The 13962-nt window shown below is 33.2% G+C and carries 14 protein-coding genes; 2 read left to right on the top strand and 12 right to left on the bottom strand.

The window, feature by feature from the left end:
- Positions 1-13 precede the first annotated feature (13 nt).
- From gap to AB3G33_RS07560, 12 genes are all read right to left on the bottom strand, one after another.
- Entirely contained in the window at positions 14-1009 is a 996-nt protein-coding gene (gene gap / locus AB3G33_RS07505) for a type I glyceraldehyde-3-phosphate dehydrogenase (RefSeq protein WP_367773821.1), read from the bottom strand.
- Positions 1010-1068: 59 nt separating this feature from the next.
- Positions 1069-1938: a lipoyl synthase gene (gene lipA, locus AB3G33_RS07510; RefSeq protein ID WP_367773823.1), complete on the bottom strand. Its 870-nt coding sequence runs from the start codon at positions 1936-1938 to the stop codon at positions 1069-1071.
- Between the two features lie 268 nt (positions 1939-2206).
- Entirely contained in the window at positions 2207-3031 is an 825-nt protein-coding gene (locus AB3G33_RS07515) for an energy transducer TonB (protein ID WP_367773825.1), read from the bottom strand.
- A gap of 176 nt (positions 3032-3207) precedes the next feature.
- Entirely contained in the window at positions 3208-3759 is a 552-nt protein-coding gene (locus AB3G33_RS07520) for an RNA polymerase sigma factor (protein WP_367757518.1), read from the bottom strand.
- Positions 3750-4856: a glycosyltransferase gene (locus tag AB3G33_RS07525; RefSeq protein WP_367773827.1), complete on the bottom strand. Its 1107-nt coding sequence runs from the start codon at positions 4854-4856 to the stop codon at positions 3750-3752. The genes AB3G33_RS07520 and AB3G33_RS07525 overlap by 10 nt, the downstream gene beginning before the upstream one ends.
- An 88-nt stretch (positions 4857-4944) precedes the next feature.
- On the bottom strand, positions 4945-5559 hold the full coding sequence (locus AB3G33_RS07530) for an FMN-binding negative transcriptional regulator (protein ID WP_367773829.1): 615 nt from the start codon (positions 5557-5559) through the stop codon (positions 4945-4947).
- Positions 5560-5589: 30 nt separating this feature from the next.
- Positions 5590-6603, bottom strand: coding sequence for a UDP-N-acetylmuramate dehydrogenase (gene murB / locus AB3G33_RS07535; RefSeq protein WP_367773830.1), 1014 nt, complete (start codon positions 6601-6603; stop codon positions 5590-5592).
- Between the two features lie 48 nt (positions 6604-6651).
- Positions 6652-8499, bottom strand: coding sequence for an asparagine synthase (glutamine-hydrolyzing) (gene asnB, locus AB3G33_RS07540; RefSeq protein WP_367773832.1), 1848 nt, complete (start codon positions 8497-8499; stop codon positions 6652-6654).
- Between the two features lie 6 nt (positions 8500-8505).
- Positions 8506-9570, bottom strand: coding sequence for a glycosyltransferase (locus AB3G33_RS07545; protein ID WP_367773834.1), 1065 nt, complete (start codon positions 9568-9570; stop codon positions 8506-8508).
- A gap of 8 nt (positions 9571-9578) precedes the next feature.
- Positions 9579-10259, bottom strand: a complete 681-nt coding sequence (locus AB3G33_RS07550) for a DUF2461 domain-containing protein (protein ID WP_367773836.1) — start codon at positions 10257-10259, stop codon at positions 9579-9581.
- A 10-nt stretch (positions 10260-10269) separates the two neighbouring features.
- Positions 10270-10965: a thioredoxin domain-containing protein gene (locus tag AB3G33_RS07555; protein WP_367773839.1), complete on the bottom strand. Its 696-nt coding sequence runs from the start codon at positions 10963-10965 to the stop codon at positions 10270-10272.
- A gap of 73 nt (positions 10966-11038) precedes the next feature.
- A complete protein-coding gene (locus AB3G33_RS07560; RefSeq protein ID WP_367773842.1) occupies positions 11039-12118 on the bottom strand; it encodes a DNA replication/repair protein RecF in 1080 nt (359 codons plus the stop codon).
- A 246-nt stretch (positions 12119-12364) separates the two neighbouring features.
- Between AB3G33_RS07560 and AB3G33_RS07565 the strand changes: the two genes are divergently transcribed.
- Both AB3G33_RS07565 and ribH read left to right on the top strand, forming a co-directional pair.
- Positions 12365-13138 (top strand): tol-pal system YbgF family protein, encoded by a 774-nt coding sequence (locus tag AB3G33_RS07565; protein WP_367773844.1) that lies wholly within the window; start codon positions 12365-12367, stop codon positions 13136-13138.
- Positions 13139-13240: 102 nt separating this feature from the next.
- Positions 13241-13813, top strand: coding sequence for a 6,7-dimethyl-8-ribityllumazine synthase (gene ribH, locus AB3G33_RS07570; RefSeq protein ID WP_367757536.1), 573 nt, complete (start codon positions 13241-13243; stop codon positions 13811-13813).
- Positions 13814-13962 lie beyond the last annotated feature (149 nt).

The following is a 13962-nucleotide window of genomic DNA, read 5'->3' on the forward strand; positions in this document are numbered from 1 at the left end:
GCTTTTTTTCGAATTAGTTTTTAGTGTATAATATTAAATCAATTATTCGAGATGAATATCCAATTTCATTATCATACCAACCTACTACTTTTACCATTTTATCAATTACAGAGGTTAACTGCGCATCAAAAAGGCATGAGTTTTTATTTCCAATTATATCAACTGAAACAATTGGGTCTTCAGTATAATCCATGATCCCTTTAAAGTCACCTTGAGCGGCCAATTTAAAAGCTTCATTGATTTCGCTTATTGTTACGGCACGTTTTACATTAAATGTGATGTCGGTCAATGAGCCATCCGGTACAGGGACACGAATACCACACCCTCCAATTTTACCTTCTAATAAAGGAAAAATTTTCGTTAATGCCTTTGCCGCTCCAGTTGTTGTAGGTACAATGGATTGACTTGCGCCACGAGCTCTGCGTAGATCTTTATGGGGCTGATCGTGCAAACTCTGGTCTGTTGTATAGGAATGAATTGTGGTGATGTAAGCTTGTTCAATACCACAAAGTTCATTTATTATTTTAATCATTGGTGCTGCATTATTTGTTGTGCAACTTGCATTCGAAATAATGGTTTCAGTTCCATCAAGAATATTTTCATTTACTCCTAGAACTACTGTTTTGATAGTATCTACTTCTGACGGAGCGGATAGAATCACCTTTTTTGCACCAGCAATAATATGTCTGTTCAGCTCTTCGTGCGTTTTATATTTACCCGTAGATTCTATAACATAATCAATGCCTATATTTTTCCAATCTAAATTTGAAATGTTTTTCTCATGAAAAAATAAAAAATGCTTAGTGTCAACTGTAATTCCTTTTTCATCAGCACTTACAATGTTAGGCAAAACTCCGTGAATACTATCATATTTTAATAAATGCGCCATTGTTTTTGTATCTGCAATATCATTTATTGCTACAACTTCAATAGAGGGGTGGTTTAAAAGCAAGCGAAATAAATTTCGCCCAATTCTTCCAAAACCATTGATGGCAATTCTTGTTTTCAAATGTATTCGTTTAATCGTTTATTTGGTTAACCGATTAACCGATTAAACAAATCAACTACTTATAAAATATGTTTCTGTGCTTTATATGATGAACGTACAAGTGGTCCACTTTCAACATGTCGGAAACCTAATTCCAAACCAAATTTTTCATAAATAGCAAATTGATCCGGAGTTATGAATTCTTTAACTGGCAAGTGTTTTTTACTCGGTTGTAAGTATTGACCTATTGTTACTACATCAACATTTGCAGCGCGAAGGTCTCTCATGGTTTGAAAAACTTCCTCTTCTTGCTCTCCAAGTCCTAACATAATTCCCGACTTCGTTCTATTTATTCCTTTTTCTTTTAAGTATCTCAATACTTCTAAGCTTCTGTCGTATTTTGCTTGAATACGCACTTCACGAGTCAATCTGCGTACCGTTTCTACGTTGTGAGAAACCACTTCAGGATTGGCCTCGACAATACGGTCAATATTTCTTTCGATACCTTGAAAATCAGGAATTAAAGTTTCTAAAGTCGTATTAGGGTTCATTCTACGAATGGCCTTTACTGTTTCTATCCAAATGATAGATCCACCATCTTTTAAATCGTCTCGATCAACACTTGTAATTACAGCATGCTTGATGTTCATGATTTTTATAGAACGAGCTACTTTCTCTGGTTCATCCCAGTCCACCGTTTCAGGTCTTCCAGTTTTCACACCGCAAAATCCGCAAGAACGCGTACAAGTATTTCCTAAAATCATAAATGTAGCAGTCCCTTCACCCCAGCATTCACCCATATTTGGGCAGCTTCCTGATGTGCAAATGGTGTTTAAACTATATTTATCAACTAAGCCTCGAAGCTCAGTATATTTTTTTCCTATTGGTAACTTTACCTTCAGCCATTTTGGTTTAGCAGTCGGTAAAGAATTATCTAAAACAGTTTCCATAAATCAATTTTCAAAGTACAAAGATAAGGAATGTTGTTTTAAAATAGACTGTTTAAACTGTGAAGCTTACCGAAAGTTTTTTTTAAAAGGTTTTGTTTTTTAGGAGCTATTTCCAGCTATCCGCTAAATCTTTTATAAAGGGCACTATTAAAAAACAGTACCCTTTATAAAAGGATAACGCTTCTATCTGGGCTAGGGATGTAGTTGCTTGACTATTATTTATATAATAAAAAAAGCAGAACGTACTAGTTCTGCTTTCTAAATGTATTTAATGCATTTGCACGGTAATGGGTAGATTGTAAGAGGTTCTAACGGCTTTTGAATTGATCATGCCTGGAGACCATTTGGTTCTCATTGATTTTAAAACGCGTATTGCTTCTCTACCTAATCCATAACCTGGCTCGTTTTTTACTTGAATATTAGACATACTACCATCTTTTTCAACTACGAATGAAACATAAATCCGAATGCTACTTTCTCCATTTACCTCTGGACTTTCAAAATTCTTACCAATATAATTGTAGAATTTATTTATTCCGCCTGGAAATTCAGGCATTTTATCTAGAATTGCAGTTGTTACTACAGTGTCACCATACTCTACTGGTGCACTGATTACGGTGCCATTTCCTTGAGAAGGAGTTGTGCTAGTACCAATAGTTCCAGTTCCATCAGTTGTGTTTTTAATTATTGTAGTGCTTTCAACAGTTGTAGCAAGATCTGGAGTAGCCAGTGGCCCTTTTACTATAACAGGATTTGTGAGTTGTTTTTTGTCAATGGATTCTAATGGCTTTTGGGTAAGAGTTTTAGGTAGAATCTTTTCTTCCTGTTTTTTTACTTGTGGCTGCACCGTTGTTAGTTGAATGATCTCGTCGATGGGTTCAATAATTGTTGCTGTCGCAGTAGTAATTAGATTAAAAAAACTTAAAACTCGGGGTATGCTGATAAGTGAAGCGCAAAGTAGTACTCCCATAAAAAGCGCCAATATAGAAGTTTTGGCATTTTCCTTACGCAGTTGATACGCACCATATTCTTTGTTTCTGTTTTCGAAAACTAGATTAATCCAGTTGGCTTCGTAAAGGCTTTGTTTTGACATAATTTATGGATTTAATGGTTAGGTAGCATTTAAATCATAAGCATATGGTGTTTATTAACAGAACGAAAACGGTAGGAAATTTATTGTTTAAAAAAGTTAATATTTAAAAAAATAAACAATGATAATCTTAAGTAATTTTTATTTGTTTATTTTTTTAACTAAAAATAGAAAATTAATTATCTTTTGTCCCTGATAATCTCGGCCAATAATTTTTTGGCGCGAAGCAATTTTACTTTTACATTACTTAATGGCTCGTCAATTGCATTGGCAATTTCTTGATAACTCATTTCTTGAAAATAACGCAACTGAATTACCTCTTGATAGTGAGGTTTTAATTCTTTGATGAATTGCAATAAGCGAGAAAGATTTTGCTCTGTAATCAATTCATCTTCAGCAGATGGGGTCGTATCTGCTATATTGTATGCCTTTTGATCTTCTTTGTCAGTGATCTCTACAAAAAGACTAGATTTTTTTTTGCGTAATAAATCAATATGTACATTTTTAGCAATGCTAATTAACCAGGTGTTAAACTGAAATTCTGGATTGTAAGACGCTATTTTGTCAAATGCTTTAGAGAAGGTTTCAATAGTAATATCCTCAGCATTGGTTTCATTTTCGGTGCGCTTAAGCATGAAACCATATACTTCATTCCAATAGTGATTCAAAAGAAAGGTAAAGGCAGCTTGATCTCCTTTTTTGGCTTTCTCTATTTGATTTGTTATTTCCAATTTACTGGTTTTGATACAATATTAGATATAAAAATATTAATCTGCGTGAATATAAGTAGTATTTCAACGACTGGGAACCAATATTTTAAATCTTTTTCTTTTAATTTTCCTGCCGAAAATCCCACAACGATCCAAGCACATAGATATCTTATGAATAATAATGCTAATACTAATATCCACTGGAACTGGAAACTCAACAATATAATTGGTAAAATGATAAATAATAATTGGGAACAATAAAATGCACCTAGCTGCAACTGGTCTATCTTTTTATAATGACTGGCTGTGGCGATGTGTCGTCTTTTTTGGATTAACCAATCTTTATAGGACGTTTTTGGTTTAGAATAAGTGAAACTTTCTGGTGTGTAAGCAATTGTTGTGTTTTTAGAGGTGGCCGCTTCATTAATAAATAAATCGTCATCTCCAGAACGCACTTGAATGTGATTGATAAAGCCATTTACATTAAAAAACTCCTCCTTTTTATACGCAAGGTTTCTACCAACGCCCATATAGGGATGTCCAATTTTTGCCCAGGAAAAGTATTGAATAGCAGTAAGCAGCGTTTCAAAACGGATTATTTTATTAAGTAATGAATTAGTGATTTTTTCATATCCGCCATACCCTAAAACAATTGTTTTTTGCATAGTGAACTGAGAACTCATTGCGGTTATCCATTCTTTCGATGTTGGATAACAATCGGCATCCGTAAAAAGCAAATAGTCTTTTTTGGCCGCTTTTATACCCAGTGTTAGGGCGTATTTTTTATTACCCCAGAAAGCTTCGTTGTTTTCTACTTTTACCAAGCGAATATTAGAATATTCTTTCTCAAAAGCTTCAAAGAGCTCCAAAGTACCATCACAAGAGGCATCATCTATTAAGACGATCTCAAAATCAGGATAGTTTTGTTCTGCTAGTAACGGAATAAATTTCGCTACATGTTCTTCTTCATTTTTGGCACAAACAATTACCGAAATCGGAATTCTTTTAGGTGTTATTTTTTGCGCTTTTGCAAAAGCAAATTTCCCGAAAACACCCAAATAATACGAAAGTTGAATAGCGACAATAACAATAAAAAAGTAAAGAATCAGTATAAGCATCAGAGTTTAATGAGTTATTTAAATCGTGTGCAAAGGTATGAATAGAATTATGAATTCTTAATTTTAAATTATTGAATTTTAAAAGAATTTATCTAGGGCATTTCTTCATTTCATTTGCTATTGAAATAGAATCTCTATTTTGTGTTTTTTCTAACTCTGTAATGATGTTTTCGTAGTTTTTTTCATCACGGTTTTGAGATAGTTTTTTGGTAGCTTCAATTGCTGTAACTTCTATCTCAAAAGCTACAATCCCGCGGACTTGCCTCATTGTTTTTGAAGATAAGTCCTCTACTCTAATGGGGTTTTCTGAGTTTTTCTCGTATTTGTCAACTAGTTTTTTTAAAGATTTTATAGCTTCTTCTCCTTCAACTATCTTAATTTTCCCATATACATGTACGGCTAGATAGTTCCAGGTAGGAACGTTTTCATGGTCATACCACGATGAGGAAATGTAACTGTGTGGTCCCGAAAAAACAGCTAAAACACTATCGTTTTCTTCAAATCCTTTCCATTGCGGGTTCTCTTTGGCAATGTGCCCGTGCAAAATTTGTTTTCCGTCTTTATTGATATCGAGCTCTAGAGGAATATGAGTAGCACATAGTTTCCCGTTTGTTTGATTGATTAGAATACCAAAACTATTTTCTTGAAGAAATTGCTTGATTTCTTCTTGATTCTCATTTTTATAAATATCAGGAGTGTACATTTTGTAACTAGTATTAATGCTTAATAAAAACTAAATAACGTTTACTTCGGCTTCAATATGAATACCAAAAGTCTTAAAAATAGTATCTTGAATGGTCTTTGATACTGCTAGAATTTCTTGTCCAGTGGCATTGCCATAATTGACTAATACCAGTGCTTGGTTCTTATGAATTCCGGCATCACCAAAACGTTTCCCTTTAAAGCCAGCTTGTTCAATAAGCCATCCTGCAGGTACTTTAACTTCCGTTTCAGAGACTTCGTAATATTTCATTTCGGGAAATTGTTGATGTATTTTCTCGAAATCTGTTTTTAAAAGAATTGGATTTTTAAAAAAACTTCCGCTATTTCCTAGTTCTTTTGGATCCGGTAATTTACTTTGTCGAATTGCAATTACCGCATTACTAACGTCTTTTAATGAGGGGTTAGTGATGTTGTTTTTTTCTAGTTCTCCCAAAATGTCACCATAAGAAGTGTTGATTTTATGATTGCGTTTGGTCAGTTTAAATACTACAGATGTAATGATGTATTGATCTTTGGCGACATTTTTAAAAATGCTTTCACGGTATCCAAAATGACATTCCTCTTTTATAAAATTTTTTATTTCTTGATTTTCAATCGTAATCGCTTTACAAGAAACAAAGGTGTCCTTGATTTCGGTTCCATAGGCACCAATGTTTTGGATAGGTGTTGTTCCTACATTACCGGGAATTAAGGACATGTTTTCAAGTCCGCCAAAATTTTGTGCAATAGTCCATAATACAAATTCATGCCAGTTCTCTCCAGCTTGACTTTCCACCCAAACAAAATCATCGTTTTCCTGGATTATTCTTTTTCCTTTTAAATCAATGTGAAGTACTAGTGCATTGATGTTTTGTGTTAACAACATGTTGCTTCCGCCACCAAGTATGAATTTTTTTGCGGTTTTATTTTGTTTTAAAATAGATGTAAGGTCAGTAACATTTTGTACGTTGACAAATTGTTTTGCACTGGCTTCTATACCAAATGTATTGTAGTTTTTTAGGGAGAAATTATGTAGTATTTCCATAAAAGAAATTTCTTTTTTAATGTTGTAATTTGAGACCAAAAGTAAGGATTAAAATTTAGTTGTATAACTTTTCATCCACATGTGCATCATAAATAAGGGCATTATGTAGGAAACCATTCTTGTGTCTCCTTGCTTTAAATTCTTAATAAGTTTGGCACTATTTATATTTTCTAAATAAGGCATTTTAAAAATTTCACTTTTAGAAAACGATTCTAATTCATCTTTAAAAGCGGGACTTTTTACTAAATAATCTCCCCAAGGTGCGCTAAGGCCTACTTTTTTAAATTTTAAAATAGCTTCAGGTAATCGATTTTCCATGGCCGTTTTTAAAATGAATTTTCCTTTTTTACCTGTAAATAGCCATTTATCATCCAATGAACCTAAACCTGCAATCAATCTTTGATCTAGAAAAGGTTCTCTACATTCAATGGAAGCGCCCATAGTGGCGCGATCGTTTCTATATAATAAAGAACGCAAATAGGTTTGTTGGTCAAAATAAAGCGCTTGTCGTCTTAAATTGTCGGGATATAATTCTTTTGCTTCTTTGTACGTTTTACGTCTGAATTCGTTTTTGGGCTCGTTGTGAATACCATACACTTTCGAAATATCTTCAGGATAGATATTGCAACTATTATACATAATCAGATCTTGTTTTTTGCTGATTTTTGCATATCGAATAAGTTTTTCGTACCGTGGTTTTTTTTCAAAACCGCCTAGACTTCCTATGCTTGAAATTGAACTTAGTATGCTTGGAAATTGTAATGCTTTGTAACGTACATAACCTCCCATTAATTCGTCGGCTCCTTCACCAGAGAGCAATACTTTTACCTTTGGTTTTGCTAATTCAGAAATGGCCAAAAGATGCGGTTCGTTTAGGTGCATTATGGGTTCGTCTTGAAAATAAGTAGCTTTAACTAGGTTTTCATATAAGTCTTGATCTTCCAGTTTTAAGGTGTTAAAACGGTAATCGAACTTTTCAGTTAACATTTTGGCTAAATGAGATTCGTTGTGCTCTTCCTCTTTAAATCCGATGTTAAAAGTTTGTATGTTTTTATATTTTTGTTCGTGTAATGACGCAAGTATAGAGGATGAATCAAGTCCTCCGCTAAGTAAAATTCCAACAGGAACATCACTTACCATCCTTAATTTTACAGAATCATCAAAAGTTTCTCTAAACCATTCAATAGGATTTTCAATTCTAGGATGGTTTTGAATCTCAGTTTTTAAATCCCACCATTTTTCGTTGACTACTTTTCCACCTTCGTGGATAGTCATTATATGCCCTGGTAAAACCTTTTTTATATTTTCATATAAGGTATTGTCACCAGCTACAAAGCGGTTAAAAATATATTCTTCAAGTCCATCTTGCGCTACTTTTAGAGGCAGTCCAGCAGTGAAAAGTGCTTTTTGTTCGGATGCAAAATAAAAACTCTCATTGTAAAAAGAACAGTATAATGGCTTAACACCCATTCGATCTCGTACAACTGTTAATTGCTTTTTTAATTTATCCCAAATAGCAAATGCAAACATCCCGTTTAAGCGATGAAGCATTTTTGAACCATGCAATTGGAATAGTTTTAACAGAACTTCTGTGTCTGATCCTGTTTTTATATCAAAACCGTTGCTCTTTAACTCAGGATAAAATTCTTTAAAATTGTAAATTTCACCATTGTACACCATGACAAATCGTTCGTCATCGGATAAAAAGGGTTGATGTCCGGCAGCAGAAACATCTAATATTGATAAGCGTCGATGTCCTAGTCCGATATTATTTTCAATAAATATACCTTTGTCATCTGGGCCACGATGTTCTAATGCGTCGCGCATTTTTGTAAGAATGCGACTGTCTATTTTCCTTTGGGATTGTAAATGAAAGATCCCGTTGATTCCACACATAGCTAATTATTTTTTTGCGGTATTTATTAATTCATGGTATTTGCTAGCTATGATAGCCATATTGGTATTGTAATCAGCATGTTCTTCGATAAATTTCCGATTGCTTACTATGGCTTTATTTCGATGTTCCTCGTTTTTAAAAGACCATATTAATTCTTCGGCAAGCATTTTGTAATCATCAACAGTTATAAGTTGGCCATTTTTACGATGTTGTATCCAGCTTTGGTTACCCGCAATATCTGTTACAATAGGGTAGCAAAGTGTTGCCATTGCTTCAAATAATGAGGCCGATACTCCTTCGGTTGTAGGCATGCTTATGTAAACATTAGAATCTTGTAATAATTTTGGTAATTCGGTATTTGGAATTCTTCCCATAAATCGAACTTTGTTTTCGATATTTAATTTTTTTGCTAATTTTTTCAATCCATGAAGTTCAGTTCCATCTCCAACTATAGTAAGTACGAAGTTGATTCCTTTTTGGTTTAAAATGGCAAAAGCTTTTAAAATAATATCATGACGGTATTCAGGTAGTAATGAACGCGTAACGATGGCGCATATAGTGTCACTTTTCGCAGTGTTTCTATTTCCGAATTTCTTTAAATCAATTCCTTTTGGTAGCACCATTACTTTATCCATGTCTACATTGGCTTCGACCATGGAAACCGTCATCACAGGTCCCCAAGCATGAATAAGAGTAGCTTTTTTAAAGGCATAGTTTTGTATTGCTTTTTTGAAAGGATATAAAGGGGAGTTTTCAGGCCATAAATCAGTGCGCCCTTGTTGTGCGATGACTACTGGTTGTACTCCGCATAAGGCTGCTAGAAATCCATAGCTTGTGGTTCTTTCGGCAATAACCATGTCTGGTTGTTCGACCTTAATAATTTTTTTTATTTTAAATATAGAAAATTGAAATTCGAAAATACGCAGGATTCGGTTCATGAAAGTCCCACAAGGTGTTTTTAGTTCCCAGCTGATAATTTCAAAATCTCCAAAATCTTTTAGGCCATTTGTCCAAGTAATGGCATCGGCTCTATAGGTTTCTCCAAGAAAAAGTATTTTCCTTTTTTTCATCTAGATACTTAAAATTCATCTGTAGATAAAGCTCTACCTATGAATTCGTTTAATGGTTTTAGTAGGATCAATTTTTTACTCGCTTTAGAAATAAAATCTTTTTTTGTAATATCCTCGTAGTTAATTTTATGAGAAGCTTCAAAACTTTTTAGTTTTAATAATTCAATTGCAGGATGTTCTTTTTCATAGCCTCGAGGAGGGTTTTTTAAAGTGCTTCTTTCGTTTCTGTCAAAATCTACAAAGGTTTTTTTGAATTCACTTTCATTAAGAACTTCTTCTAAATCCTCATAAAAGAATGCAATTTCTTTGCGTATTTTTTTTAGTTCCTCTGCTTCAGGTGAATACAGTCCGCCAGCAATAAATGCTACTTCTTTTTCTAAGTGTACGTAGTAGCCGGGTCTATTTTGTCCTTTTATTCTGCCACAAGGTAACCAAATACCAAGGTGTGTTTTATAAGGCGTTTTGTCCTTAGAAAATCGAATGTCTCTATTGATTCTAAAGGTACAATTTTTTACTTCAAGTATCTCTAGTGCTGGATCTAAAGGTTTCATAACGTCAAGAAAATCAGAAACGAATTGCTGATAGTCTTTTTTGACTGCTTCGTATCTTTTTTTGTTTTCCAAGAACCAATCTCTATTGTTATTGGCTTTCAAGTCTTCTAGGAATTGTAAGGTATCTTTTGATAGCATTTTGGGGCTATTATAATTGTTTTTTTAAATCATCTTCGCTTATGAAACCGGCATGTTTCCATTTTAGTTCTTTATTTTCATAAAGCAGTAAGGTAGGAAGTTCCTCAATTTTCATTTCATGCATTAGCGTTTTGTTTTCGTCCGCATTCAATCGAATAATAACTACTTTATCACTCATTTCGGTTTGCATTTTAGAAAGGTAAGGAGCCATCTTTTTGCAAGGAGCACACCATTCTGCATAGAAATCGATCAAGACTTTTTTATCCGTATTTAATAATTTATTGTATTCTTGACTGCTCATTCCTACGATTTTATCTGTTGGTTTCGATAGCCCTGCAGCATCCCATTTTAAAAAACCTCCTTCGAGTTCGTATATATTGGTAAAGCCTAATTCTTGAAGTTTTTCAGTTGCTTTTGCACTTCTTCCACCACTTTTACAATACACAAAAACGGGTTTTGTTTTGTCAAGATTTTCTGCATCTTTGACGAAACTATTTCCAAGCCAATTGATGTTTTTAGCATTTTCTATATGTTCTGATGCAAATTCCTCTGAGGTACGTACATCTAAAATTTGTGGGTTTTCTGTTGTTTTTATTTTTTCTGCAAAAGCTGGAGCATCAATTTTTTTAATATTTTTTGATGTTTGTCCATTACAAGATAAAATGATAGAAGAGACGAGTACAGTAAAAATTTGAAAAAATTTCATTACAAATAGTATTTAAAAAATTGAAATGCTAAATTAAGTAAATTATAAGTATTCGAAGGTCATAAAATGCAAATCATAAGTTAAATATTTTATAGGACTGATGCGTTGATTTTACAATAGCTTCGGTGCGTTCAGGATGGGTGTCGGAAATAAATAATTGTCCGAAGGTTTCACTGTTGACCATTTCAATAATTTTAGCAACTCGACTTTCGTCTAATTTGTCAAAGATATCATCAAATAGTAAAATAGGTTTTACCCCACTTTGTTTTTTTAAAAATTCAAATTGAGCTAGTTTTAAAGCAATAAGAAAAGACTTTTGTTGGCCTTGAGATCCAAATTTCTTGATGGGATGACCATCTATTTCAAAGGATAAATCATCTTTATGTGTCCCAACACTTGTGTAATGTAAAGCTCTGTCTTTATTAATGTTTTCTTGTAAAAGAGTCAATAAGTTTTTTTCGAATAAATGACTTTCATATACAAGTTGTACTGTTTCTTGAGAACCTGTTATCGCATGATGGTGTGCATTGAAAATAGGGATGAATTCAGCTATAAACTCTTTTCTCTTTTTAAAAATATAATCACCATATCCATTGAGTTGTTCATTATATATAGAGAGAGTGTCATTTTCAAAAACATGATTCAGTGCAAAATATTTTAATAGTGCATTGCGTTGACTCATTACTTTTTGATACTGGATTAACTGCTGTAAGTAATGTGGATCCAATTGTGAGATGACACTGTCCATGAATTTTCTTCTGGTTTCACTTCCTTCTACAATCAAATCTCTGTCGGCGGGTGATATTATAACAAGAGGAATGAATCCAATATGATCTGAAAATTTATCGTAAGCCTTGCCATTGCGTTTTAATACTTTTTTCTGTCCTTTCTTTAAACTACATACTACCTGCTCTGACCGTTCATTTTTTATAAACTCAGCATCAATCACGAAAAATTCTTCGCCATGTTTGATGTTTTGGACAGCCAAAGGATTGAAATAACTCTTTCCGTACGATAAATGATAGATAGCATCCAATACATTGGTTTTACCAATACCGTTTTTACCTACAAAACAAATTATTTTACCGTCAAACTCGAAGTTGGCTTCTGAAAAATTTTTGTAATTGAATAAGGATATTTTTTTTAAATACATCTTTTAAAGCTTGCTGGTATGGAAGAGTTTGTTGTTTTTTAAAATGACTTTTAAAGTGGGCGCAAATTATTGAAAAATATCGATATAAAGGGTATTTAGGGCTTTTCTGTTTTAAATGTTTTTGCTTTTTACCGAAGCAGTACTTGTATAAAAGCTTATTTTTTTTATTATAAATATAAAATTCCTTTTTTTTTGCGTCGGTTTGAATAAAAATTTTATTTTTGCGGTTCACTAAATTAAATTTAAATGGCTACTTACAGTAAAAGAGGATATAAAGCACCAAAAGAGAAAGAAGTAAAAGATGGAGTTGAAGAAGTAATTGTTGATGAAAAAGACAGTGTTACAGCAGGTGTATTTTCTACATTAGATGAAACTGCTTCAAAAACAGAAGATTTTGTTGCCAAAAACCAAAAATTCATCATTGGAATTGTAGGAGCTGTCGCTTTGGTAACCATTGGTTATTTAGTTTATCAAAAATTTATTGCTGAACCAAAACAAACGGAAGCTGCTGAGGAAATGTTTGTTGCACAACAAAATTTCCAACAAGCTACAGATGGTGTTGCAAGTGATTCACTTTATAAGTTGTCATTGAATGGATCTGAAGGTAAATTTGGATTTTTAAAAATTGCTGATGAATATTCAGGAACTGATGCGGGAAATTTAGCTAATTACTATGCGGGTATGGCGTACTTAAATACAGGTAAATATACAGAAGCGATTGATTATTTGAGTAAATTCAAATCAGAAGATATTGTATTGGGAGCTTTGGCAAAAGGAGCAATTGGTGATGCTTATTCTCAAAAGAACCAGCCAAAAGAAGCTTTGGAAAACTATATTAAAGCAATAGAAGCAAATAAAAATGATTTTACTACTCCACGTTTCTTATTGAAAGCTGGAAAAACAGCTTTGGCTCTAGGTAAAAAAGAAGATGCATTGAAATATTTTACTGATATTAAAGATAATTTTGATTCATCTCCAGAAGCGGCTTCTGTTGATGGTTTAATTGGATTGGCTCAATAGTAAAAAGTTTTAAGATTACTTGTTGTAGATTTTAGATTGTTGATTCAACAAGCTATCTTTAACATCTGAAATCAAAAAAATAATATTAAAATTGACAATCAAATGGCAACAGTAAATAAAAATTTATCCGTTTATGACAAAAATGCAGTTCCTAATGCGAAAGATTTTCGTTTTGGAGTTGTTGTTGCTGAATGGAATGAAGTAATAACTGAAGGGCTTTATAATGGAGCTCATGAAGCTTTTTTAGACAATGAAGTTCCTGCGAATCATATCATCAGATGGAATGTTCCAGGCAGCTTTGAACTTATTTATGGATGCAAGAAGATGTTGCAAACCCAAAATGTAGATGCTGTAATCGCTATTGGATGTGTAATTCAGGGACAAACCAAACATTTTGATTTTGTTTGTGAGGGCGTAACTCAAGGAATTAAAGATTTGAATGTTCAAACGGATATTCCAGTTATTTTTTGTGTCCTTACTGATAATACGATGCAACAGTCAATAGATAGAAGTGGTGGTATTCACGGAAACAAAGGTACTGAAGCGGCAATTGCGGCTATTAAAATGGCCTACATTCGTCAACAAGCCTCTTTGGCGCATGAGTATAAGAAACAAACATTACTGTCTTCTGGTCAATTACAAATCGAAGATTTGCCGTTGAAACTAGAAGAATAAAAAAGTAAATATTTAATTATGAAACCTATACTGTTCTAAAAATAGTATAGGTTTTTTTTGTTTTATTTATGATGGAACGGACTATTAAACCGAGTAGAAATTCATTAAATTTGTGCTTACGGTTTTAAATAATGGAAACCTTAAACTTT

The organism is Flavobacterium sp. WC2421, from assembly GCF_040822115.1.
Taxonomy (GTDB): domain Bacteria; phylum Bacteroidota; class Bacteroidia; order Flavobacteriales; family Flavobacteriaceae; genus Flavobacterium.